Origin of the sequence: Brasilonema sennae CENA114 (assembly GCF_006968745.1) — a bacterium.
GTDB classification, from domain to species: domain Bacteria; phylum Cyanobacteriota; class Cyanobacteriia; order Cyanobacteriales; family Nostocaceae; genus Brasilonema; species Brasilonema sennae.
Map to the genome: position 1 here is coordinate 6796005 of NZ_CP030118.1, position 23713 is coordinate 6819717.

At 41.9% G+C, this 23713-nt stretch carries 21 protein-coding genes; 9 read left to right on the forward strand and 12 right to left on the reverse strand.

From position 1 onward, the window contains the following. Window positions 1-185 precede the first annotated feature (185 nt). Window positions 186-731 (reverse strand): outer membrane beta-barrel protein, encoded by a 546-nt coding sequence (locus DP114_RS28290; protein ID WP_169263340.1) that lies wholly within the window; start codon window positions 729-731, stop codon window positions 186-188. A 279-nt stretch (window positions 732-1010) separates the two neighbouring features. Continuing rightward, window positions 1011-1871: a DUF6671 family protein gene (locus tag DP114_RS28295; protein WP_171978326.1), complete on the reverse strand. Its 861-nt coding sequence runs from the start codon at window positions 1869-1871 to the stop codon at window positions 1011-1013. Between the two features lie 518 nt (window positions 1872-2389). On the opposite strand from DP114_RS28295, the gene DP114_RS28300 reads away from it, so the two are divergent. The 5 genes from DP114_RS28300 to DP114_RS28320 all read left to right on the forward strand — a co-directional run bounded on the left by DP114_RS28300 (window position 2390) and on the right by DP114_RS28320 (window position 8335). Then, window positions 2390-3751, forward strand: a complete 1362-nt coding sequence (locus DP114_RS28300) for a CmpA/NrtA family ABC transporter substrate-binding protein (RefSeq protein WP_171977708.1) — start codon at window positions 2390-2392, stop codon at window positions 3749-3751. Window positions 3752-3801: 50 nt separating this feature from the next. Next, the gene (ntrB, locus tag DP114_RS28305) at window positions 3802-4641 is read left to right on the forward strand and encodes a nitrate ABC transporter permease (RefSeq protein ID WP_171977709.1); all 840 of its coding nucleotides are present in this window, start codon (window positions 3802-3804) and stop codon (window positions 4639-4641) included. Between the two features lie 184 nt (window positions 4642-4825). Continuing rightward, a complete protein-coding gene (locus tag DP114_RS28310; RefSeq protein WP_169263337.1) occupies window positions 4826-6832 on the forward strand; it encodes an ABC transporter ATP-binding/substrate-binding protein in 2007 nt (668 codons plus the stop codon). Between the two features lie 46 nt (window positions 6833-6878). Continuing rightward, window positions 6879-7721 (forward strand): ABC transporter ATP-binding protein, encoded by an 843-nt coding sequence (locus DP114_RS28315; protein WP_169263336.1) that lies wholly within the window; start codon window positions 6879-6881, stop codon window positions 7719-7721. A 125-nt stretch (window positions 7722-7846) separates the two neighbouring features. Then, complete coding sequence (locus tag DP114_RS28320) at window positions 7847-8335, forward strand: hypothetical protein (protein WP_171977710.1); 489 nt, start codon at window positions 7847-7849, stop codon at window positions 8333-8335. Between the two features lie 104 nt (window positions 8336-8439). Here the strand turns inward: DP114_RS28320 and DP114_RS28325 are convergent, their stop codons facing one another. The 4 genes from DP114_RS28325 to sufB all read right to left on the reverse strand — a co-directional run bounded on the left by DP114_RS28325 (window position 8440) and on the right by sufB (window position 13490). Continuing rightward, window positions 8440-9708, reverse strand: a complete 1269-nt coding sequence (locus DP114_RS28325) for a SufS family cysteine desulfurase (RefSeq protein ID WP_171977711.1) — start codon at window positions 9706-9708, stop codon at window positions 8440-8442. 19 nt (window positions 9709-9727) lie between these two features. After that, the gene (gene sufD / locus DP114_RS28330; protein WP_171977712.1) at window positions 9728-11158 is read right to left on the reverse strand and encodes a Fe-S cluster assembly protein SufD; all 1431 of its coding nucleotides are present in this window, start codon (window positions 11156-11158) and stop codon (window positions 9728-9730) included. Further along, on the reverse strand, window positions 11158-11946 hold the full coding sequence (gene sufC, locus DP114_RS28335; RefSeq protein ID WP_171977713.1) for a Fe-S cluster assembly ATPase SufC: 789 nt from the start codon (window positions 11944-11946) through the stop codon (window positions 11158-11160). The genes sufD and sufC overlap by 1 nt, the downstream gene beginning before the upstream one ends. A gap of 104 nt (window positions 11947-12050) precedes the next feature. Continuing rightward, window positions 12051-13490, reverse strand: a complete 1440-nt coding sequence (gene sufB, locus DP114_RS28340; RefSeq protein WP_171977714.1) for a Fe-S cluster assembly protein SufB — start codon at window positions 13488-13490, stop codon at window positions 12051-12053. A 232-nt stretch (window positions 13491-13722) separates the two neighbouring features. On the opposite strand from sufB, the gene sufR reads away from it, so the two are divergent. Continuing rightward, the gene (gene sufR, locus DP114_RS28345) at window positions 13723-14400 is read left to right on the forward strand and encodes an iron-sulfur cluster biosynthesis transcriptional regulator SufR (RefSeq protein WP_171977715.1); all 678 of its coding nucleotides are present in this window, start codon (window positions 13723-13725) and stop codon (window positions 14398-14400) included. 159 nt (window positions 14401-14559) lie between these two features. After that, window positions 14560-14820, forward strand: a complete 261-nt coding sequence (locus DP114_RS28350) for a hypothetical protein (protein WP_169263329.1) — start codon at window positions 14560-14562, stop codon at window positions 14818-14820. A gap of 519 nt (window positions 14821-15339) precedes the next feature. On the opposite strand, the gene DP114_RS28355 is transcribed toward DP114_RS28350, so the two are convergent. Continuing rightward, window positions 15340-16050: a CHAT domain-containing protein gene (locus tag DP114_RS28355; protein WP_246162855.1), complete on the reverse strand. Its 711-nt coding sequence runs from the start codon at window positions 16048-16050 to the stop codon at window positions 15340-15342. Between the two features lie 242 nt (window positions 16051-16292). Here DP114_RS28355 and DP114_RS35975 point away from each other — a divergent pair, with 242 nt between their 5' ends. Further along, window positions 16293-18623: an NACHT domain-containing protein gene (locus tag DP114_RS35975; RefSeq protein ID WP_305764688.1), complete on the forward strand. Its 2331-nt coding sequence runs from the start codon at window positions 16293-16295 to the stop codon at window positions 18621-18623. A gap of 508 nt (window positions 18624-19131) precedes the next feature. Here DP114_RS35975 and DP114_RS28370 read toward each other — a convergent pair. Then, complete coding sequence (locus DP114_RS28370; RefSeq protein WP_171977716.1) at window positions 19132-19761, reverse strand: hypothetical protein; 630 nt, start codon at window positions 19759-19761, stop codon at window positions 19132-19134. A 386-nt stretch (window positions 19762-20147) separates the two neighbouring features. Next, window positions 20148-20474, reverse strand: a complete 327-nt coding sequence (locus DP114_RS28375) for a YbjQ family protein (protein WP_169263327.1) — start codon at window positions 20472-20474, stop codon at window positions 20148-20150. A gap of 255 nt (window positions 20475-20729) precedes the next feature. Between DP114_RS28375 and DP114_RS28380 the strand changes: the two genes are divergently transcribed. After that, entirely contained in the window at window positions 20730-21413 is a 684-nt protein-coding gene (locus DP114_RS28380) for a tetratricopeptide repeat protein (protein ID WP_171977717.1), read from the forward strand. Between the two features lie 2 nt (window positions 21414-21415). Here DP114_RS28380 and DP114_RS28385 read toward each other — a convergent pair whose 3' ends face one another. From DP114_RS28385 to DP114_RS28395, 3 genes are all read right to left on the reverse strand, one after another. Next, the gene (locus DP114_RS28385) at window positions 21416-22267 is read right to left on the reverse strand and encodes an ABC transporter ATP-binding protein (protein WP_171978329.1); all 852 of its coding nucleotides are present in this window, start codon (window positions 22265-22267) and stop codon (window positions 21416-21418) included. Window positions 22268-22490: 223 nt separating this feature from the next. Then, window positions 22491-22661, reverse strand: coding sequence for a hypothetical protein (locus DP114_RS28390; RefSeq protein WP_169263326.1), 171 nt, complete (start codon window positions 22659-22661; stop codon window positions 22491-22493). A gap of 193 nt (window positions 22662-22854) precedes the next feature. After that, window positions 22855-23691, reverse strand: coding sequence for a 3'(2'),5'-bisphosphate nucleotidase CysQ family protein (locus tag DP114_RS28395; protein WP_169263325.1), 837 nt, complete (start codon window positions 23689-23691; stop codon window positions 22855-22857). Window positions 23692-23713: the final 22 nt, after the last annotated feature.

The following is a 23713-nucleotide window of genomic DNA, read 5'->3' on the forward strand; positions in this document are numbered from 1 at the left end:
TTCAGTGATGTCACACTTAAATAAACCCAGCAATATTACTTATACTATTGTTATGAGTTATAACTTACCATTTGGCACTTGAAAAGAGGCAAATGATTCGTTTATAATTCCTCAACCTAACGGGATATAGTTCCTGTGAGGATTCGCTTATCGCTGTGGTTCAACCCGACAATTGAACTACAGCTTTATCTAAAACGATAACCAACACCACCACTGACGTTGAAAGCAGAAGCAGGGCTATTTTTGTAAGCATCAACTCCTAAGTTAGCGTTGCCATAAAGCATAAAGCTATTACCGACTTCTGATTCTATACCAGCAGTCAGGGCTACACCATCTTTGTTGCCCAACGGACTTGGTTTACCATCTTTCTCCACAAAAGAGTAACCAGCACCTAAATAAATATTGGTACCTTTAGCAATCCCTAAATCTGCGGAAATTTGTGGGATGATTGCAGTTGTTTCATTACCCCAAAGAAGTTGACCACGTGCAGACAAAGGTGTGTCTCCTAATTTATAACGAGCTGTGACATTTCCACCAACAGCTGCGGCATCACCCTTTTGCCCACCATTGCTCAGACCAGCAGAACCACCAACACCAACATAGCTAGCGTCAGTACCGTTTTCTGTTGGTCGAGGCAAAGCAGAAGCTTGACCCGCCGAGAGAAAAATTGGAGCAACCACAACAGACGACAATGCAGAAATTGTCACTAAAGACTTAAGCAACCGTTTCATAATCTTTACCGATATTTTGTAGGTATTGATTTTAAATACATGTCGAAAAACTAACTACAAAGTTCCAGAAATTTTAGAAAAAATTTCCTTCTCTGTTGTTATTAATGCAGAAGATATCAAGTAATTTTTCTATATATAAATAAGACTTTTATTATTACACGGTGTTATTTTTTGATCCGGAATTTTATTTGGCAAAGTAGACACTTAGTTGACTGGCACATAATTTTCATAGCACAGATATGGGTTTGGGGCAATTTCGCGACATTCAGTCAGTTTTCATTAAGGATTGCAGTACAGACATTGTGCTGGATCTGCCTCTTCTAATTCATCTGGAAATAGCTTATGTTCAGAAAATCCACATTTTTGACATTTATATACTGCTGCAATCGTGAGTTGTGTGGGTGCGTGACAATACGCGCAAGGTAATCCTTTTATTCTTTGAACTAGTTCAAAACCGGGACAAGAACAGTTGGGACAGGCGTGATTGAGTTTTCTGACTAAGTCATGAGTCGATGCAGCAATATTTTTCATCCTTGTGGGATTATATAAAGCCCGCATATCCGTTTCCAGATAAACTTTGCCATCTTTGGAACTGTTTAAAGCAAGTTGAACTGCTTCTACAAGTTCCTCTGTAGTCTTGATACCTTTGATCATTTCATCTTGACTTGTGGGTGAAGAACTCAAGCTTACGACTAGGGCATGTTCCGGAAAGCCAACTGCATCTGCAAAATCTTGCGCTTGTTCTAAACTGTCCACAATCCGATGACTGAAGTTTGTTTGAGTAGAAATTTCTTGACCAATAATTTCTAGTCCGTTTGTTTTGTCTAATAAAATGACAACTTCCCGATTACAAGGCAGAAATGGGCTAGCAGGGTGTGGACCAAATGTACCTTCACTAGCTATTGCTAAAGTTTCACCCATAGCTAATGCTGTTTCTGCTTTTAGCCTTGCTGCTTCGATTTGCGTTCCTATCCGTTTGATTTCTCTTGTAAATGTACCGAAAGAGTCAGTATTAAATTTTTGGGGGACTACAACTTTGATGCCTAACTCTTGTTCAAGGATAGGAGCAATAACCTTTTCCTTATAGTGCATCGTTACCAGTACTGCTACTCGGTTGCTAAATAGAGGATGGTGATTCATCATTCTTTACAATCACTTAGATAAGATAAACCGGAGAGCACTCTTGTTTTTATGGGAGTGACTAATTTAGGTTCTTTTCTTGACTTTATAGTGATTTAGCGTCAAGGAAAACTTTTTTAAAATCATCAAGGAGTCATTGGTCAAGACAATAGTTACTATAAATGAAAAGTTATAGTTTTTTCTTACTTGGGCAAAAAGATAATAGTTATTATTGAAAAAACTCTATGTAATAGAGTCGAGCCATAAAAGTAAATATTTAGTTAAGATTTTTCTTATAGGATCCATATAAGATTTCTTTAATGATTTTGCTTGAGACATTAACCACTGCTGATGAAAAAGTGGTAAGTTGATTTACAACAGTAAATTCTGCTAATGACAAACACCTCAGTTCATCCAACTGAGGCGCGAATAGATTTCATATTAGGTGTGAATAACACATAAAAAAGCAATGAACATAATTGTTCTGTTGCCCTGATTTGGATACCCAAAAACAATTGTAATTAACAAGTTTTAATGTTATGGCTGACTTTTCAAATCAATTTTCTCGACGTAAATTTTTATTAACCGCTGGAGTTTCTGCTGTAGGATCTGTATTCCTCAAGGGTTGTTTGGGAAATCCTCCCGACACTGCCAGCACAAGTCCAGTGCAACAAGTTGTTGCAACCAATATCAGTGCAGCAGATAAACCAGAAACAACCAAAGTTAAGCTAGGGTATCTGCCTATTGTTGAAGCTGCTCCTTTGATTATTGCAAAGGAAAAAGGTTTCTTTGCTAAGTATGGTCTGACCGAAGTTGATATCTCCAAACAAGCTAACTGGGGTTCGGCTAGAGACAACGTAGAAATTGGGGCTGCTGGAGGTGGTATCGATGGTGGTCAATGGCAGATGCCTATGCCCTATTTGATTTCTGAAGGACGGATTACAAAGGGTAACCGAAAAATACCCATGTATATCTTGGCTCAGTTGAATACTCAGGGTAATGGAATTGCGATCGCATCTAAACACCAAGGCAAAGGTCTTAGTGTGAAGATTGCTGGTAAAGAAACATTTTTTGCTCAGCTCAAATCAGCAAAAAATATCTTTAAAGCCGCCATGACTTTCCCTGGAGTGAATCAGGAGTTTTGGATTCGCTACTGGTTAGCAGCATCGGGTGTCGATCCAGACAAAGATGTTCAACTACTAACAGTACCAGCAGCTCAAACGGTTGCCAATATGAAGACGGGGTCGATGGATGCTTTTAGTACAGGTGACCCTTGGCCCTACCGAATTGTCAAAGATAAGATTGGCTTCATGCCAGTATTAACTGCAGAAATCTGGAAAAATCATCCAGAAGAATATCTTGCAATGAGGGCAGATTGGGTTAATCAAAATCCCAAGGCGACTAAAGCGCTGTTAAAAGGTCTCATGGAAGCGCAACAGTGGTGCGATAACTTTAACAACAGAAAAGAACTCGCTCAAATTCTTGCAAAGCGGAATTACTTTAACGTGCCTGCAGAGATTCTTAATGATCCATTCATGGGTAAGTATGACATGGGTGATGGTCGCACTGTTAACGACAAAAAAATGGCATCTCTGTATTGGAAAGACGAAAAAGGTAACGTATCCTATCCATATAAGAGCCATGACCTTTGGTTTTTAACTGAAAGTGTGCGCTGGGGCTTTTTACCACCAGATACCTTAGCAAATGCCAAAACGTTAATAGACAAAGTTAACCGTGAGGATTTGTGGAAAGAAGCTGCAAAAGAATTGGGTGTTCCAGCTGCGGACATTCCCACCAGTACGTCTCGTGGTGTTGAAGAATTTTTTGATGGTGTCAAGTTTGACCCTGAAAATCCAAAGGCTTATTTGCAAAGTCTGAAGATTAAGAAAGTGAAAGTTTGAGCTCAATCATCACTCAATAAAAAACACAACATTAGAAGAGGAAATAAACAATGGTAACCCTACAAAGACGCTCTCGGACAAATACTGGTGATAATGCTTGGTTCTCCCGTCTGCAAAAGCAATATCCTGGTTTGATACCACCGATTATAGCGATCGCCATCTTTTTAGTTCTATGGCAGTTGTTTGCTTGGACTCCTGGTGCAACGCTACCAGGACCAATCCAGGTCATACAAGACACTTGGATACTGATTCTGTATCCCTTTTATGACCGAGGCGGTACAGACAAAGGTTTATTTTGGCAAATCTTGGCAAGTTTACAACGGGTAGCAATTGGTTACTCACTTGCGGCAATTGTCGGTATTAGCTTGGGGATTGTGATTGGTACAAGTAAAGTCATGTCCAGGGCTTTAGATCCAATGATTCAATTATTCCGAACTGTACCACCTCTGGCTTGGGTGCCGATTTCTCTTGCTGCATTACGACAAAACGAACCTGCTGCACTGTTCGTGATTTTTATTACGGCGATTTGGCCCATCTTAATAAACACGGCAGTTGGTGTAAAACAAATCCCTCAAGATTACAACAACGTTGCCAAAGTTCTGCAACTTTCTCGTCGGGAATATTTCTTTAATATCCTTATTCCTGCTGCTCTCCCCTACATTTTTACAGGTTTAAGAATTGCGATTGGTTTGGCTTGGTTGGCGATTATTGCGGCGGAAATTATCATGTCCGGTATTGTTGGAATTGGCTTTTTTATCTGGGATGCGTATCAGAATAACAAAGTCAGTGAAATTATTTTGGCTCTCGTTTACATCGGTGTCGTTGGTTTGATACTCGACAAGTTGATGGTTTGGGTACAGTCGAAAATTTTGCCAGAAGAACAGAAGTAATTGTTAGTTGCTTCTTGAGCGAAGAAGATTTATTTAATGAACCGCGAAGGCACGAAGAGCGCAAAGAAAGAAGAAAAAGAGAAGATAAGTAATCTTGTCGCGGGAAAAGAGTGGTTATTCATCCTTTGTCATTAGTAAATGGCAAAGGGTAAGAAACAAATAATAAAGAACAAGGGATAAAAAAATGAGTGTTTTTGTTGCTGTTGACCAGATTGATAAAGTTTTTTCCTTAAGTAATGGTGGTGAATATATTGCTCTTAAAGGAATTGACCTTCAGATTAAAAGAGGAGAATTTATCTCTCTGATTGGTCACTCTGGTTGTGGTAAATCCACGCTGTTAAATATGATTGCTGGTTTGGATTTACCAAGTGAAGGTGTGGTAACGCTAGAAGGAAGAAGAATTACCAGACCTGGTCCAGATAGGATGGTGGTGTTTCAGAATTATTCACTCTTACCTTGGCGGACAGTACGAGAAAATATTGCTCTTGCTGTAGACTCAGTGCTGAATGATTACTCTGTGGATGAGCGCAAGGCAATTATAGAACAGCATATCGATATGGTAGGGTTGCGTCCTCATGCTGACAAAGCCCCAGCAATGTTATCGGGTGGACAAAAACAGAGGGTGGCGATCGCCCGCGCCCTAGCAATTCGCCCGAAATTACTCTTGCTAGATGAACCATTTGGTGCACTAGATGCACTCACACGAGGCAATTTGCAAGAACAGTTGATGCAAATTTGTCAAGAAAATCAAGTCACCGCCGTTATGGTGACTCACGATGTCGATGAAGCGGTGCTGTTGTCCGACCGAATTGTGATGCTGACAAATGGACCAGAATCCAAGATTGGAGACATTTTGGAGGTGGATATTCCTCGACCCCGTAAGCGGATGGAAGTGGTAGAACATCCTAGCTACTACAGCTTGCGCAGTGAGATGATTTACTTCCTGAATCAACAAAAACGGATTAAGAAAATTAGGGCAAGGAAAACAGCAGCGATCGCCCGTCATGGTTTAGAAAAAGTCAACCTGGAAATAGGTTTCCTTCCCCTGACTGCTTGCGCCCCTCTGGCTGTCGCTAAAGAAAAGGGCTTCTTCGCCAAACATGGTTTAGATGAAGTGACTCTGGTGCGCGAAGCGAGTTGGCGCGGAATTACTGATGGGATTAGTGGCGGATATTTAGATGCAGCGCAAATGCCTTCTGGGATGCCAGTTTGGATGACAGTGGGAGGCGATAAGGGTCGTCCTGTACCAGTTGTTAGCGCCCTTACACTGACTCGTAATGGTAATGCTATTACCCTGGATAAACGTTTTTACGACCAAGGAATATATTCCCTGGGAGACTTTAGACGATTATTACAATACTCTACAGACCAACGCCATACTCTTGGGATGGTTCATCCTTCCTCAATGCACAACATGCTGTTGCGTTACTGGTTAGCAGCTGGTGGAATTGATCCTGACTATGATGTTTCCCTCAAAACGATTCCTCCAGCTCAAATGGTCGTTGACTTGCAAGCAGGGACTATTGATGGTTACTGTGTGGGCGAACCTTGGAACCTCCGGGCATCAATTGAAGGAATAGGCTTTACCATCGCTACAGATTTGGAAATATGGCTAGGACACCCAGGCAAAGTTTTAGGAGTTCGGGAAGACTGGGCAAATGCTTATCCTAACACCCACGTCGCCTTAGTCAAAGCCTTGTTAGAGGCTTGTCGATACTGTGCTGATGAAAATAATTTTCCGGATATTCGTGAGATTTTATCTCGGCCAGAGTATGTCAGCACAAGTGAGGATTACATTCAACTTGGTGATCCAAACTCCTATGTATGTAGTCTAGAACAACCAATGCGGCAGTATGCCCATCACCTATTTTTCGGAGATGGTGTGAATCGTCCCAGTCGAACAGAACATCTGTGGATGATGACTCAGATGGCACGTTGGGAAGACATTCCCTTCCCCCGGAACTGGTTAGAAATCCTGGAACGAGTTTGTCGAGTCAGTGTGTTTAGCACCGCCGCACGAGAACTCGGTCTACTTGATATTAAGTATAATCGCGGCCCGATTGAGTTGTTTGATGGCAGTGTGTTTAATGCTGATGATCCTATCGCCTATCTCAACAGTCTTGACATTAAACGCAATTTCTCAGTAGCAGAAATTGCTATTAACTCACGCCAGGTTTCAGCAGTTAGTTGAGAATTGTAGATTTTTGATTCTGAATTTTGAATTGGGAAATACTGACATGTACGAGCGCACTTTTTCTAACACTTACAGACAGTCCGGGGCAACAGCTACACACCAAAATCCTTTCTTACTGATTGAGAACGTTTCCAAAATCTATCCCACATCAAAAGGTCCTTATACAGTCTTACAAGACGTGAACCTCACCGTGAATGAGGGCGAGTTTATCTGCGTCATCGGTCACTCTGGTTGTGGAAAATCAACTATGCTGAACATGGTTTCTGGGTTCGCCACACCCACCCACGGATCAGTGTTGCTAAATTCCAAACCCATCACTCAACCAGGACCAGATAGAATGATGGTATTCCAGAACTATGCTTTGTTACCCTGGTTGACGACTTCGGAAAACATTTACTTAGCGATTAACGCCGTTTTCCCAAGTAAGCCAAAAGCACAGAAGGCAGCAATTGTACGCGAACATTTAGCACTGGTGGGATTGACAGAAGCTGCTGATAAAAAGCCGACGCAAATTTCTGGGGGGATGAAACAGCGGGTTGCGATCGCACGGGCTTTAGCAATTCGTCCCCAAGTTTTAATCTTAGATGAACCTTTTGGGGCGTTAGATGCAATCACCAAAGAAGAATTGCAAGAAGAATTGTTGAAAATTTGGAACGAACGGCGATGCACAGTGTTGATGATTACTCACGACATTGATGAAGCATTGTTCCTAGCAGACCGTTTGGTAATGATGACTAACGGACCTGCTGCTAAAATTGGTGAAGATATCCAAATTCCTTTCTCTCGTCCGCGCGATCGCGCGAGGATTATGGAAGATCCAGAATACTACAGACTGCGGAACCACGTCCTTGATTACCTCTACCGCCGCTTTGCGCACGACGAGTAAATGTGACAAACCTAAAATCTCGTTTCCAGGTTCTACCTGGAAACGCAATCAAAATGCCCCCTCACCATTAAGTGAAGCGGTTTCGTTTCGTTTATAGTATTCTCTATTGCCACTACATGAAAGCTATGAGAATACTCATTTTAAAAATAACATTAGCAACTGCAACAGCTTTAATTATCGCATTGACGGGAATAACTCCCGCTCATGCTATTACCGTGAACTTCAACTGGAATGGTAATAATAATTATTCTGCTCTTGGTTCATTTAGTTATGATGAAAACACCGCGCCAGCAACTTTTTCAGAAAAAGGGGCTGGACAGACTTATGTTTTACAATCGCTCAATGTTTCTTTCTTCGATCCTCTGAAGAATGTTATTGCTACTTATAATAACGTTGTAGATGGCGTATCAATACCTAAATATTTCCAATTCAACTTCAACACCGTCACGCAAGAAATTTTTGGCTTAATAGATTTAGGAGGCGAAGTCGCTGGCGAGACTTATTTAAAAGGAACAGTTAATACTGACTTATCACTATTTCAAGTTCCTGAATCTGGTACTGATGTAACAATAGACAGTAATTCAGGAGCTATTGTTGTTAAGCCTGCACCATAACTGAGTTGTTCAGTGAAGTATTATAGCGTTAAATTGAAACTCTTAAAAAGGCAGATCCCACCCAAATCAAAATGATGGGTGGGGAGTGCGCTCAACATTTTTGTTCAAACACCCTCTAAGAAACCGCCAAAGAAATCTAACGTTTCCTTCAACGCTTTCACAAAAACATCTATCTCTTCACGAGTATTGTAAAAAGATAAACTTGCCCGTGCAGTCGCCGCAAGACCTAAATGACGGTGCAATGGTTGTGTGCAGTGGTGTCCAGAACGAATGGCTATGCCTTCTTGATCTAATAATGTCGATATGTCGTTAGCGTGGATTTCGCCAGCAGTAAAAGCAGCAAGAGCAGCTCTACCCAAACCTGCTACTTTAGGTTTAGGACCGTAGATGCGAAGTTGAGGAATTTGTTCTAACTGCTCAAACAGATAGCCAGTCAACTCAGCTTCATATGTATAGATTTTGTCCATACCAAGACTGCTAAGATAGTCTACCGCTGCACCAAGAGCAATAGTTTCGCCAATAGCTGGTGTCCCCGCTTCAAATTTATGTGGCAAATCTGCGTAGGTAGAATAGTCTAAAAACACCTCAGCAATCATTTCTCCACCACCCAAAAAAGGAGGCATTTCTCGTAGCAAGTCTAACTTGCCATACAAAAAGCCAATCCCACTTGGAGCACACATTTTGTGACCAGAAGCCACCAACCAATCACAGCCAATTTGCTGTACATTGATAGGCATATGAGGGACACTTTGGCAAGCATCAATTAATACTCTAGCACCGTGTTGGTGAGCAATTTCGCAAATTTCTTTCACAGGGTTAATACAACCCAAAGTGTTAGAAACGTGCACCACCGACACCAATTTCGTTTTGTCAGAAACCAGCTTTTTGAACTGTTCTAAATCAAAAGTTTCTTCTGCAGCCAGTTCAACAAACTTCAGCACCGCGCCCGTCTTTTGGGCGACAAAATGCCAAGGTACTAAATTACTGTGGTGTTCCATCACCGAGAGGATGATTTCATCCCCTGGCTGCAAATTGCTCATTCCCCAACTGTAAGCAACCAAATTGATCGCCTCAGAAGCATTACGAGTGAAAACAATTTCCTGGCGCGATGCAGCATTTACAAACGCAGCAACCTTGTCTCTGGCAACTTCATAAGCTTCCGTCGCTTTAGCGCTCAGAGCATGTACACCGCGATGTACATTGGAATTGTACTGCTCGTAATAGTCTCGAATCGTATTGAGAACAAGCAGAGGTTTTTGTGACGTAGCAGCGTTGTCGAAGTAAATTAAAGGTTTGCCGTTAACTTCTTGGTGTAATATCGGGAAGTCAGCACGGACTTGATCAGCAAGGGTTCTTTCTTGGGTATAAGTCATATTAGTTATGAGTCCTTAGTCATGAGTCATTGGTGATTGACTGATAACTATTAACTATTTGTGTGAGTCTTTCTTGTAAAGAGGGGACAGGTATTTGGTTGATAACTTCAGCGGCGAAGGCATTAATTAATAAATTACGAGCATCATCCTGATCAATACCCCGACTTTGCAGGTAGAAGATTTCATCATCCTCCAACTGACTAACCGTAGCACCATGAGCGCACTTCACGTTATCTGCAGTAATTTCTAATTGAGGCTTAGTATCAACCCTAGCCTTCGGCGATAGTAACAAATTCCGGTTCAACTGTGCTGCATCAGTCAACTGCGCAGGCTTAGGAACAAAAACCTTACCATTAAACACAGCATGAGCGCGATGCTCCGAAGGAGCCGCTTTGCGAACGCCAATAATACACTTATGCAATTGCTGACTTCTGCCATACGGATAATTGAGAGCGATCGCACTATGAGTATCCGCCAACTGGTTCCCCCCAATCACCGTCAACCCATTCAGAATCGTTTCCGTTTGCTCACCAGCCTGTAAAATCTCTAAATTGTGACGCGACAGCCTTCCACCAAAAGTGATTGCATGACAAGTATACCGACTGTAACGAGCTTGAGAAACAGCAGTCTTCCCAATGTGGAAAGCCTCCGCACCTTCCAACTCAAGCCGAGTGTGATTCACTTGAGCATTTTCCTCAAGCCAAACCTCAGTAACCGCATTGCTAAAGTAAACCCTCTTCTCCTCTTTCTCCTCTGCGCCCTCTGCGCCTCTGCGGTTCGTAAATTCCTCAACCAACGTCACACTACTACCAACCTCCGCCACCACCAAACAACGTGGTAGAGAAATCGTCGCAGACTCCCCAGCAGTAAAAAACACCAAATGAATCGGTGTTTCCACCACCACATTCTTCGCCACCCAAACCACAGCTACATCTTTGATTCCACTCGTATTGAGCGCAGTAAACACCTCATGCGCCCCCTCAGTTTGAGCCAAATACTGCTGCACACGCTGGCGATCGCCTACACCTAAATCAGCCAAATTACTAACGATAACCCCATCAGGCAAACCTGCAACCGCAGATAACTCAGGCGCATAAACCCCATTCACAAACACCAAACGGTTCGCAGCTTCTGGTATCGAATGAATATCCGATAAACTGATATCTGCTGGCTGAGTCCCAACACCTTCAAACTTTACTTTCCGCAAAGACGACAAATCGCTAAAGCGCCATTCCTCATCGCGAGTGGTGGGAAGAACCGATTTACGCACCCAAAGCGTAGCGCGATCGCGTAACTCCTGCAACCAAGCATCAGCACCGTCAAAAGACGTGTGATCATCTATGATCTGATTTAATAACCCAGTCAGTTCAGCATCCCTATCCAACACAGTAGACGCCAAATCAACTGGATTTGAATTAGGAACTGGACTAGGAGAAACTAGAACGCTCATCACACACCCACCTCATCAAGCGCATCTTCCAACACCCAGTCATAACCGCGTGATTCCAATTCCAACGCCAGTTCCTTACCACCACTCGTGAGAATTCGTCCATTTGCCATCACATGAACGAAGTCTGGCACAATATAATTCAGCAATCGCTGATAGTGAGTAATCATAATCGTGGCATTTTCCGGACTCGTCAGCTGATTCACCCCGTTCGCCACAATCTTCAACGCATCAATATCCAAACCGGAATCAGTCTCATCCAAAATTCCTAACTTTGGTTCCAGAAGCGCCATTTGCAAAATCTCATTACGCTTCTTCTCACCACCGGAAAAACCTTCATTCAAACTCCGACTCAGGAAAGCAGGATTCATCTTCACCACATCCAGCTTTTCCTCAATCAAATCATCAAAATCAAACGCATCCAATTCCTCTAAACCCTGCGCCTTACGACGAGAATTATAAGCCACCCGCAGAAAATCCAAATTACTCACACCCGGAATTTCCAACGGATACTGAAACGCCAAAAATATACCACTTCTGGCGCGTTCCTCCGGTTCCATCTCCAGCAGATTTTGCCCCTGGAAAATCACCTCACCGCCAGTCACCTCATACGCCGGATGTCCAGCCAGAACCTTAGAAAAAGTACTCTTACCAGAACCATTCGGTCCCATAATCGCATGGATTTCACCCGAACGTACCTCAAGATTTAAACCCTTTAGAATTGGCGTCCCATCAACATTAGCTGTCAAATCCCGTACTGACAGCACAACTTCACTATTCTCAATAATCATGGCTCTTCTCTCTCTTCTCTTCTCTTTCTTCCTCCTTCGCGCCCTTCGTGCCTTCGCGGTTAAATATTTATTGAACCACGAAGACACGAAGAACACGAAGAGAATTACCCAACACTACCTTCCAACTTCAGACTCAACAGCTTATCAGCCTCCACCGCAAACTCCATTGGTAGCTGATTAAACACATCCTTACAGAAGCCACTAATCATCATCGAAATAGCATCTTCTGACGAAATGCCCCGCTGTGCGAAAAAGAACAATTGATCTTCCCCAATCTTAGATGTCGAAGCTTCATGCTCCACCTTCGCAGTATTATTCTGTACCTGAATATAAGGGAAAGTATTCGCGTGAGCATTATCCCCAATCAGCATAGAGTCGCACTGGGAATAGTTCCGCGCTCCTTGAGCCTTCGGATTTATTTTCACCAACCCACGGTAGCTGTTACTAGAGTTACCAGCGGAAATACCCTTAGAAATAATCGTACTGCGGGTGTTCTTACCAACGTGAACCATCTTAGTACCCGTATCAGCTTGCTGCATATTATTCGTCAGCGCTACCGAGTAAAACTCACCCACTGAGTTATCACCCACCAGCACGCAGCTAGGATACTTCCAGGTGATAGCCGAACCAGTTTCTACCTGTGTCCAAGAAATCTTAGAATTCACACCTTGACACAAACCGCGCTTGGTAACGAAGTTATAGATACCGCCTTTGCCGTTTGCATCTCCAGCGTACCAGTTCTGCACGGTGGAGTATTTAATCTCGGCATTGTCGAGGGCGACGAGTTCTACGACAGCAGCATGTAGCTGGTTACTGTCGTACATTGGTGCAGTACAGCCTTCCAGGTAGGAGACATAGCTGTTTTCTTCAGCAACAATCAGTGTTCGCTCAAATTGTCCAGTTTCGCCATTGTTGATCCGGAAGTAAGTGGACAGTTCCATCGGGCATTTCACACCCTTGGGAATGTAAACGAAGGAACCATCGCTGAACACGGCGGAATTAAGCGCAGCAAAATAATTATCTGCTATTGGGACAACGCTACCCAAGTACTTCTGCACCAATTCTGGATATTCTTGTAAGGCTTCAGAAATGGAACAGAATATGACACCTTCTTTGAGGAGTTTTTCTTTGAAGGTGGTTCCGATAGAAACACTATCGAAAATCGCATCCACGGCGACGTTTGACAGTCGCTTCTGTTCTGACAGGGGAAGTCCCAGCTTTTCAAAAGTTTCCAACAAAGCGGGATCAACTTCATCTAAGCTCTTAAGCTTTTCTTTCTTTTGTTTCGGCGCGGAGTAATAAATGATATTTTGGTAATCAATCACCGGATACTTAACGCTTGGCCAAGTTGGTTCTGTCATTTTTTGCCACTGGCGAAAAGCTCTCAAGCGAAAGTCCAGCATGAACTCTGGCTCGTTTTTCTTGAGCGAGATAAGGCGGATGGTGTCCTCGTTTAGTCCACGCGCTATTGTGTCGGCTTCGATGTCGGTGATAAAGCCGTACTTGTATGGCTGGTTGACTAATGTTTTGACAGTGGAACTCATTGGTAGTTTTCTCTTGCGTTCACTATGTAGAATCTCTTTAAGGAAGGGAGACGGGCTTTTTTAACCGATTCCCATGTTTCGTCACCGAGTGGTTACGAGACTGCTAAAATAACTATATAGACTAAAACAACAACATTGTTGTTTAATGTATATTCATTTTAAGCTAGATTAACAACAACATTGTTGTCAAACTTATATTTTTCTGCAAATCAAATGAACTTTTGGGACGACGATGGAGACTACCCACCAGTCCTCAACAAAGCAAGATATTCTAGAATATCTTTTGAAACACTCGCAGGCTACAGCTTTTGAGTTAGCCGAAGCGCTCGATATTAGCCCCCAAGCAATTCGTCGCCATCTGAAGGATTTAGAGGGCGAGGAGTTGATTTCTTTCTCATTGTCAGTGCAGGGAGGAATGGGGCGTCCACAGCATGTTTATCAATTGACTCGTAGTGGACGCGATCGCCTGCGTCCAGATGGTGCTGATGGTTATGGTCAATTTGCGGTTTCTCTATTGGACACATTAGCAGAAACGGTCGGACACGACCAAGTTAGTTCAATTTTACGCAAGCAATGGGAACGCAAAGCAGAAGAATATCGCGATCGCCTGGGAAACACTTCCCTCTCAGAAAGGGTGGCAATTTTGGTAAAACTGAGGAAAGCTGAGGGCTTTATGGCTGAGTGTCATCCTGTAGAATCGAGTGAGTCATCACAAGGCGACGGATTTATTTTAACCGAACACAACTGCGCGATATCTAACGTTGCAGAATCTTTCCCCAGCATTTGCGGTCATGAATTAGAAATGTTTGCTACAGTTTTACCTGATTGTACAGTAGAACGTACTCACTGGATTATTAACGGCGAACATCGCTGCGGCTATTTAGTACAAGAGCGAAAAAACAAACTTTAAGTTTTTCCATTAAGTGAGTAGCCGCAACAAGTGAGCATTTTTATTAAGTCTAAACTAAAGATTATAGGTAGTTAGTTATCGGATTTACGAACCAGTGATTCCTAACCCGTTACAACCGCAACATTTGAGTAAAATTTAGGCAAATCTTAAACAAAAGTTATGGAGTTACCATCACCACAGTCAGCACCACAATTTATAACTCCAGAAGAGTTAACAAAAGTCGATGCTGCTTTGCTCTCCTCACCAGAGAAATTTTTAACTCGATTGACAATCTCATCTCTGAGGCTTTTGAAGCAAATCGCCCAAGAAAACGAAGTGAACATTGAAGATTTAACAGCCCAGCAGGTGATTGATTGGTTTGAAAAAGATGGAAAGATTCGGCGAGAGCAAGGAATTGAGGCAGCTTATTTAAAGTGGTAAGCTTAGAGCAGTTTTCAATTGGGTAGAATACAGCTTGGTTGTAGGGGCACAGCATGCTCATTGGTGTTAACTTAAGCTGAAACTCTTGTTATTACCTTACATTATGTTTTATTCTACTTGCCCACAATTGTCGCTCTACCTCACCCCGGTTTTGTCTTGCGCCAAAACCGCCCCTCTCCTTACTAAGGAGAGGGGACGTTAAGCGTAGCTTTACGGGGGTGAGGTTAAATCAACGTGGAATCAAGGCTTGAGCGTTATTATACTCGTCCACAATTGTCGATCGACCTCACCCCGGTTTTGTCTTGCGCCAAAACCGCCCCTCTCCTTACTAAGGAGAGGGGATGTGAAGCGTAGCTTTACGGGGGTGAGGTCAAACCAACGTGGAATTAAGGCTTAAACGTTAAGTTGACACGTATGAGCATGCTGTGCCCCTACCATCGCCCTTTGTAGTCTATGCAAATGAAAAGCGCTGTTAAGCGTTCCCTGCCAAAACTTGTTAACTTTATTTTAACGAGCTACTTATTTCTTCTTTAACACAGGAGTTAAATATTCTGGAATACCCTCTAGCTGAATAACGTTGCACCCAAGCTTATAAGCAAATTCAACCGATTCTCCAGCACCCAATGCCTTATAAAAAGCTGTTGCAAATTTAATTGCAGCTTGATCACCAATCTGCTTGTTCATTCCAATCACGTAGGGAATATGCTTAACAATCGCTTGGGCTTGAACTTCTGAGTAACAAGCGTTGAGAACAACGCACTGAATCTGAGAAGCAAATAACTCGAATAGTCTAGCCAAAGCTTGTGTATCTACTAATCGCACATTCCCGGTTTCATCCTCCAGCGCCAAACCATCATCACCTGTACCATGACCGCTAAAATGAACAATTTGTGGCTTAAAATCCAATAACGATTGGTAAACTTCTTGAACACGCACAGCCGAACGCTGTTTTAGGTCAAATAATTCTCGTTTTTTTGCTCGTTGCAATGCAGCGTCAATTTCTCGCACCTCTTCACCTAATCGCAGGGGCAAACTGTTTTTTGGATTTGCTGCCAAAATTAAAATTGTTTTGACTGCAGAATTGTTGGCTTCTGTTTGTCCAACTTGGTTGTAGTTGGTAATATCACCACCGATTTGATGGGCATTCACTGAATCAGCGTTTACAAGACCTCCAGCGAATTGAGCGCCTTGTAAGTTGAATTTAGATTGTCTATTAGGAGTTTCTGGCATAGATTTACAAAAACTAGGGGGGTAAGGGGAGCCAGTGCCGTGGGCGGGTTCCCCGACTTGAGGCACCTGGCGTTGTAAGGGTGTAGGGGAAGGAAAATCCGCCTAACTAGTGCATAAGTTGATTTTGCTAGCAGCTAATTAAAGAAGGAAGGGCAGCAAATAAGTCTGATTCACATAATCAGATTTTTGTCAATGTGTAAGTCCTAATATAATACAGACAACCAACAACATTCAAACAAGCCATGCCGGAGTCAGAAAACCCCAAAGACCCTAAAAAAGTCTCTAATAATGACTTACGCAATTCCCAGTTTGCAGGTGGGTTTATCGATGCCCAGAACGTTAATGCTGGGCGTATAGGCGGCGATATTCGCAATAATTGGAATTTTTCCTTTGGACAAAGAGCTAGTAATGAATTACTGAATCCCAAAACCAGAAATCATATACGGCAAATACTGTTAAGACAAGTCAGCACTGAAGTTGAAAGCCGGATAAAAACCTCTCTCCATAATCGGATTTATATTGTCCAAGATACAGACCAAAATCCCTCTGAGATTGAATTACCTTGGGCAAGTCAAATAAAGGTGGGTTCCACACCAAAAATTCATTTAAAAAATACGGAAATAATCGCAATCTATGATCAACCTGATATTGCAGGTAGATTATTGATTTTGGGGAATCCTGGTGTCGGAAAAACTACCATGCTTCTTAAGTTAGCTCAGGAACTAGTCAAGCGTACTAAAAATGACTCAGCACATCCGATTCCAGTGTTATTTAGTTTATCTTCCTGGAAAAATGATATCAACAGTATTAAAGATTGGTTAGTAGACCAGCTTAAAAAAAAATATGGTGTACGGAAAGATATTGGTAAACAGTTAGTAGAAAATCAAGAAGTTCTACCCCTTCTAGATGGGTTGGATGAATTAGCGGCAGAACGTCAAGAAAAGTGTGTTGACAAAATTAATGATTTTATAAACGCTGGATGGAGCAATCCTTTAGTTATTTCCAGTCGAATACAAGAGTATCAACGTTATAAAGCTTTACTTCAACTAAATAATTCTTTGGAACTATGCCCTTTTACTCAAGAGCAAGTCAACCAATATTTACAAAACACAGATAATTTACAATTGTGTGACAGTATTAATCAGGATGAAGAGTTAAGCAAATTAGTTAAAACACCACTTTTATTAAATATTATTGTACTTTCTGCTCAAGAACTATCAATAGAAAAATGGCAGCAGTTAAAGTCTTCTCAGGAACGCCTAAGTTATCTATTTGAGGCTTACGTCAGCGGGATGCTGAAACGTAAATATAGAGGGACACAACCTGATCCAGAAAAGACTAAACGCTGGTTAAGCTGGTTGGCACAAAGGTTAAACGATGAAAGTGCAACTGAGTTTTTGATTGAAAGAATTCAACCGAGTTGGTTGAAAAAGAAAATTCAAAAATTTGTTTATAATTTGATTGCATGGGGACTTATAGGAGCGCTGATTACAGGGCTGATTAATGTGCTGATTAATGGGGTGATTACAGGGCTGATTGATGGGCTGATTTCCGGGCTGATTTTTGGGCTGATTTTTGGGCTGATTTATGGGCTGATTTCCGGGCTGATTTTTGGGCTGATTGGAGATCTAATAGAAAAGAAAATAGAAAAGATTAAATTAATTAATCATCTGATAATTTTTAGGTTAACAACTATAAAATTCATGATTTCCGGGCTGATTTATGGGCTGATTTATGGGCTGATTTATGGGCTGATTTCCGGGCTGATTTATGGGCTGATTTCCGGGCTGGTTTATGGGCTGATTTATGGGCTGATTTATAGGCTGATTGGAGATGAAATTCAAACAGTTGAGATTATAAAAATTTCTCTAAAAAAGTCTTCAATCGGGCTGATCTCCGGGCTGGTCTCCGGGCTGATTTTAGGGTTAATTTTAGGGCTGATACAAAGCATTCAGCAGTTGAGAGAAGGACTGATTTATGGGCTGATTTTAGGGCTGATTTTAGGGCTGATTTTAGGGCTGATTTTAGGGATTGATGGGCAACCAATTGAATACAAAACTATTCCTAATCAAGGAATTCGCCAATCAGTTATTAACACTGTTATTATATCAACGATCACTTTTTTATTGGCTACATTAATACTTATTCTAGGAATAAAAATATTCGGATGGAAGCTAGACTTAAGTTCTAGTTTAGTGTATGGATTAATTATTGGACTGCTTATTGCAATACCTAGAAGTGGAACACCAGCTATCAAACATTTTGTTTTACGCGTAATTCTCTGGGCTAATGGTTACGCTCCTTGGAATTATGCCAAGTTTCTTGACTACTGCACCAATCGCCTATTTCTACAACGAGTAGGGGGCGGCTATCGGTTTATGCATGATTTATTACGCCAGCACTTTGCCAATTACTCTGTTCCAAGGAATTTAGCACCTATTCAAGAAACTACAGTAGCAACTTCTGTTTTGATTCCAGATTATATTTCATGTACCAGTTGCGGTCATCATAATTCTACTAATTGCAAGTTTTGTACGCAGTGCGGAATGGGATTGAAGAAACTAGATATTTGAATTTTTAAGATGCGCAGGGGTGTAGGCAATACGGTTTGGTTAGCTTGTTCATGTCAGGAGATCCCCCCAACCCACGCCAGACGCTTCAAGTCGGCAGAGCCGCCCAACGCGCTGGCTCCCCTTAAAAAGGGGGGCTTTTAACTCAGATCTTGCACCAGTCGCATTACCCGCCTAGGGTTTAAACCCCAGGCTAATAGCTAAAGTCTTCGCGCATAAGACTGAGTAAGAATTTCAGTCCATTTCAATGGACTTGGGCTACTCGCTGTAGAAATTTATTTCTTGGCGGACGAGAATTATGGTGCAAGATCTGAGTTAACCCTCTTTTACCCCCTTTTGAAGGCGATCGCCGCAGGCGGGGGGATCTTATGCGCGTATTGGTTGCACTCGCTGCGGACATTTTACATTTAATTATGTTGAACAACTTAATAAAAAAAAGTACCTTAATAAAGGTACTGTGTAAAGAAGGTTGAGACATTAATTTGTCTAAACAGGTTTTTAAAACAAGTTTTTACGCGTAATGATTAGTACGTGGACTGCGAGTTCCAGTAGCAGCTCCAATCATTGAAGCGAGTAAACCTAACAAGGAACCAAAGACAAACCACCATAAACCGGAACGTACATTTGCTGCAATTTCTCTTGCCTGTTGAGCACTTACGTTAGGTGTGTTTTGCGGTATATTCGCACCACCTTGTTGCACCTGGTTAACCACAGCACCAGCATTAGAAGCAGCAACACCAAAAGCGCCGGATACTCCGCTTGCTAGTAACCAAGAGCCAACTGCTAGTGTTGTTGCCCAAAGTATTGCACCGTTGAGAAGAGCTGTGTTGCGGTTCATCGGACCACAAGCACGAGCCATTACCCAACCACCAGTAAATAGCGAAATCAACAAACCAATAGTAGACCAAATACCAATATTACCTGTGACATCTGAAGCAATTGTTCTCGGTCTACCTGAACCTTCAACGGTACCTGCTCCGATCGCAGCAAAAATAGAACTTAAAACCAATTGAGTTGCTAGGGCAATCAACAAACCAGAAATGATAGGACCCCAACGAACACGGTCGTGATAATCAGCTCCTCTATCTACTACTGTATGCTCGGTAATGACTTGATCACCGGCTCGATTTGTATATGACATAGACTATTTATCCCTTACTACTCCAGTAAACTTTTTTTTAGCTATTTATGCTGATGGTTCAAATTAGACTACTTCTAAAAATCTTTTATCTCTATCACAAGAAATAATTAACAACTATATCTTTAGTCACATAACTATCATGATTTTCAATGATGTTTTTTTAAGTGCTCATACTTTGACAAAACGAAAAACTATAGAAAATCATTAACAGAAGTTTACAATCGTAATCAACATAACTTCATTATGTTTTCATTCTATCTCTAGTCATTTCACGGGAATGATAAATTAATGTCTTTCATCAAATTGCAAATAGTTATCAGTGAACAGTTAACAGCCATCAGTTATCAGTGAACAGATTATAAGCAATAACTGATGACTGATAACAGCTAACGCAGCTTCACCGCAGTACCTGTAGCAGTAATAAGCATGAGAACACCTGATTGGTCAACATTGATTGTGCCAGTATCGACTTCAATACCAACAACAGCATCTGCCCCTAGACGTAATGCCCGTTGCTCTAATTCTTGTATAGCCTTGCGTTGACCTTCCTCAAAGAGGCGTTCGTAGCTACCTGTGCGCCCGCCAACAACATCCCGGATGCTAGCAAAAAAATCTCGTAAGAAATTACTACCGTAGACAACTTCCGCCGTCACAATGCCTAAATATGACTGAATGACGGCTCCTTGAATGACATCAGTGGTGGTTACAATCATAGATTTCCCTCAAAAAGGTAACTATCGGCTCAAATTCCTGCTTGGATTTTTAAACGTCGAAGCAGATACTTGGAAAGCAGATTTTATGAAAAAAACTGTTAATTTATTGTAATCTCAAAAAAAAAAGAAAATTATCGTAAAAATTTTGTAAATATAAACTTAGAGATCTTGTAAAATCAAAAAAATCTGTTTTAATAGACAATCAGCCACGGAGATTGTGGAAAAAAAGTTGCAGGAACTTTTAGGTAATTTACTGTGTACAAACGAACATCATTTATAGTAAGTGTTCTTTTAGTTGGGAGCTTTCTGGCAACAATCCCTTTGGTTGCTCAAGCTCAGGATGCATTACCACAACAACAAAGTAGCGAAGAGATAAAAGGACTTTTACAAGAAGGACGCAAGCTAGTAGATAGTGGTGATTATAATGGGGCGATCGCTCTTTATCAAAGAGCATCCACTCTGGAGCCAAAAAACGCTACGATTTATTCTGGCATTGGCTACCTCTACGCCCAACTAGGAAACTTTCCCTCATCACTACAAGCTTACCGTCGTGCTGTTGCCTTAAATCCAAACAATAGCGATTATCAGTATGCTTTGGGTTATGTCAGTGGTAATTTAGGAGACAATAAAGCAGCAAAGGACGCCTACCGGCGTGCAATTCAAAGTAATCGGAGTAACGTCAACGCTTACATAGGGTTAGCGACAGTTCTATTGCGTTTGGGAGAGAAAGACAATGTAAAATGGGCATACGAACAAGCTGTTAGCCTTGATCCCAAAAATCCCCAAGTTTATGAGTTGCGAGGTAACATCTTAATGAAGCAGGGTAAATCAAAAGATGCGATCGCAGCATTTCAACAAGCGAGGAGTTTATACCAAAAGCAAGGTAAACAGGACAGCGTAGTCAGGATAGAAGCCGTGCTACGAACTTTGAAAGGATAAAATTAGTCCAACTTGCGTCCGGTTAATTCAACAAAAATATCTTCCAAGTTAGAGGGACGAACCATCATGCCAGTTTTGTTTTCTTGTTGATTAAGATATGAGTTAGCATCTTCCAAAGTTGGGAAAAAAACATATTCCCAACGTTCTCCTACTTGCTTGACGACTAAACCCTCACCATGAGTAGAGCGTAACTCTTGTAGAGTGCCAAGAGATATTAATTTTCCGCCATCCATAATGCCAATGCGGTCACATAAATACTCGACTTCATCCATATAATGAGTCGTAAGCAACATCGTCATCCCTTGCTTATTCAAATCCCGAATAATTTCCCAAAGACGTCGCCTTGTTTGAGGATCTAGTCCCACTGTTGGTTCATCTAGAAACAGAATTTGCGGTTGATGCAACAAAGCCCTTGCTATCTGTAGCCGCCGCTTCATACCTCCAGACAGAGTTTTTACTAAGCTATTACGTCTAGGTGCGAGTTCAACATACTCCAGCCATTGATCAATTAGGCGCTGTCGCCCAGGATTGGCAATGTGATGTAGCCTTGCGTGCAGCTCCATATTTTCCCATACTGTTAAATCTCCATCTACACTAATTGCTTGCAACACAACACCAAGACACTGTTTTGCTAGTATGGGTTGGCTGACGACATCATATCCAAAAACCTCTATCTGCCCCTGGCTTGGTTTTGTCAATGTGGTTAACATCCGAATTGTGGTAGATTTCCCTGCACCATTGGGACCTAGTAAACCAAACATATCTCCCGCATTGATAGTGAATGAGAGGTCATTCACCACAGGAATGTTATTGTAAGTTTTGTGGACGTTTTCTAAGTGAACAGCAACAGTCATGGGTAGCAACGCATCCGAAAATTTCATCACATATTGTGCCCATTGTGCCAGATGAAAACGCTTAAATTTGAAATTTACACTAAATATTTTTGCAACACAAAATAATCCCTTGCCTTTTATAGTATGATGGCAAGGGGATAACGAATCACCAGGATTTGACCAAACCACGTCAAACGAACCTGTAATCTATTTGTTACTTTTGCAAAAATTAGTTACAATTGTTTCAATTAGGAGTCTCATCCTCACCACAAGAACGACTCGTTTTTGGCAATATCTGTACAGGCTGAGAAGGTTCAAGTAACTTAAGATGGTTCGCATCCGATCTAGCCTCTACTTGAGCTATGATCTCTCTAAGTCGTTCATTCACGACAGCTGGTCGGCGCTCTCTTTTCATACGTTCCAATCCTAATACAGTAGCTGACCCAGATAACAATAAATAGTGGAAACCATCATTATATAGCAATTCAAAGTTGACTATATAATGTTGAACTTCTTTTTTAATATAAAAGCGCAGATGGAGACAGATAAACACAGGTAAACTATCTATGTCCATCTACTCCGGCATCCATCTGCGGTTAGAAATAACTTTAAAACTCCGCTAAAATCTTTTCGGCTTCCCGACACAGCACCTCGTGATACTGCCCGTTGCTTGCAAGCAAACCACCCCACTGATTCACATCACCAGTGTTATATTGCAACGGGGTGCCATCAAAATGAGTGAACTCACCACCAGCTTCTGTTAAAATGAGTTCTGGAGCGGCTATATCCCAATCTTTGGGAGCAGACTTACCAGAAAGAGAAATATAAATATCTGCTCGTTGTTCCACAATTGCAGCAATTTTGCCGCCCACACTGCCAACTGCTTTGTGATTTTGACATGGTAGGTGTTGCAGTAGGTAATTTAATCTTTCGTTACGGTGGCTACGACTGACAACTAAAGTTAAATCCTCAATGCGTTCTCGTGAGGATACTTGTAGTGGTAAAGTTTTGCGTTCGCGGGTTTCTACAAAAGCACCGCCTCCCTTTATGGCATAGTACAACTTTTCTGCTTCAGGTACTGCTACCACGGCGAGCACTGGGCGTGTTCCCTGCACTAATGCGATGTGGATAGCATATTCCCCAGTTTTTTCGATGAAGTCTCGTGTACCATCCAAAGGGTCAATTATCCATACCCATTCTTGCTGAACTTGTTCCCCTTGGTAAGTTTCTTCGCTAATGTAAGCAAAATTCTCTTTGCCTAAAGCAGCTTGTAGATTCTCCAGGATGTAATTATTGACATTGACATCTGCAATAGTGACAGGCTCATTCTGCTTGTATTGTACTTCTAGCTTGTCGTCAGTCTGGTGGTAATAAGAACTCAGTATATCTGTTGCTCCCCAACCCACGGAACGAGCTAGTTCTAAAATGTTTTCTAAGTCTTTCATTTATCGCCTTGTCCCCTTATCA

Coding starts and splice junctions, on each gene's coding strand:
- DP114_RS28290 (WP_169263340.1), bottom strand. CDS start 731: ATGAAACGGTTGCTTAAGTCTTTAGTGACAATTTCTGCATTGTCGTCT.
- DP114_RS28295 (WP_171978326.1), bottom strand. CDS start 1,871: ATGAATCACCATCCTCTATTTAGCAACCGAGTAGCAGTACTGGTAACG.
- DP114_RS28300 (WP_171977708.1), top strand. CDS start 2,390: ATGGCTGACTTTTCAAATCAATTTTCTCGACGTAAATTTTTATTAACC.
- ntrB (WP_171977709.1), top strand. CDS start 3,802: ATGGTAACCCTACAAAGACGCTCTCGGACAAATACTGGTGATAATGCT.
- DP114_RS28310 (WP_169263337.1), top strand. CDS start 4,826: ATGAGTGTTTTTGTTGCTGTTGACCAGATTGATAAAGTTTTTTCCTTA.
- DP114_RS28315 (WP_169263336.1), top strand. CDS start 6,879: ATGTACGAGCGCACTTTTTCTAACACTTACAGACAGTCCGGGGCAACA.
- DP114_RS28320 (WP_171977710.1), top strand. CDS start 7,847: ATGAGAATACTCATTTTAAAAATAACATTAGCAACTGCAACAGCTTTA.
- DP114_RS28325 (WP_171977711.1), bottom strand. CDS start 9,708: ATGACTTATACCCAAGAAAGAACCCTTGCTGATCAAGTCCGTGCTGAC.
- sufD (WP_171977712.1), bottom strand. CDS start 11,158: ATGAGCGTTCTAGTTTCTCCTAGTCCAGTTCCTAATTCAAATCCAGTT.
- sufC (WP_171977713.1), bottom strand. CDS start 11,946: ATGATTATTGAGAATAGTGAAGTTGTGCTGTCAGTACGGGATTTGACA.
- sufB (WP_171977714.1), bottom strand. CDS start 13,490: ATGAGTTCCACTGTCAAAACATTAGTCAACCAGCCATACAAGTACGGC.
- sufR (WP_171977715.1), top strand. CDS start 13,723: ATGGAGACTACCCACCAGTCCTCAACAAAGCAAGATATTCTAGAATAT.
- DP114_RS28350 (WP_169263329.1), top strand. CDS start 14,560: ATGGAGTTACCATCACCACAGTCAGCACCACAATTTATAACTCCAGAA.
- DP114_RS28355 (WP_246162855.1), bottom strand. CDS start 16,050: ATGCCAGAAACTCCTAATAGACAATCTAAATTCAACTTACAAGGCGCT.
- DP114_RS35975 (WP_305764688.1), top strand. CDS start 16,293: ATGCCGGAGTCAGAAAACCCCAAAGACCCTAAAAAAGTCTCTAATAAT.
- DP114_RS28370 (WP_171977716.1), bottom strand. CDS start 19,761: ATGTCATATACAAATCGAGCCGGTGATCAAGTCATTACCGAGCATACA.
- DP114_RS28375 (WP_169263327.1), bottom strand. CDS start 20,474: ATGATTGTAACCACCACTGATGTCATTCAAGGAGCCGTCATTCAGTCA.
- DP114_RS28385 (WP_171978329.1), bottom strand. CDS start 22,267: ATGACTGTTGCTGTTCACTTAGAAAACGTCCACAAAACTTACAATAAC.
- DP114_RS28390 (WP_169263326.1), bottom strand. CDS start 22,661: ATGAAAAGAGAGCGCCGACCAGCTGTCGTGAATGAACGACTTAGAGAG.
- DP114_RS28395 (WP_169263325.1), bottom strand. CDS start 23,691: ATGAAAGACTTAGAAAACATTTTAGAACTAGCTCGTTCCGTGGGTTGG.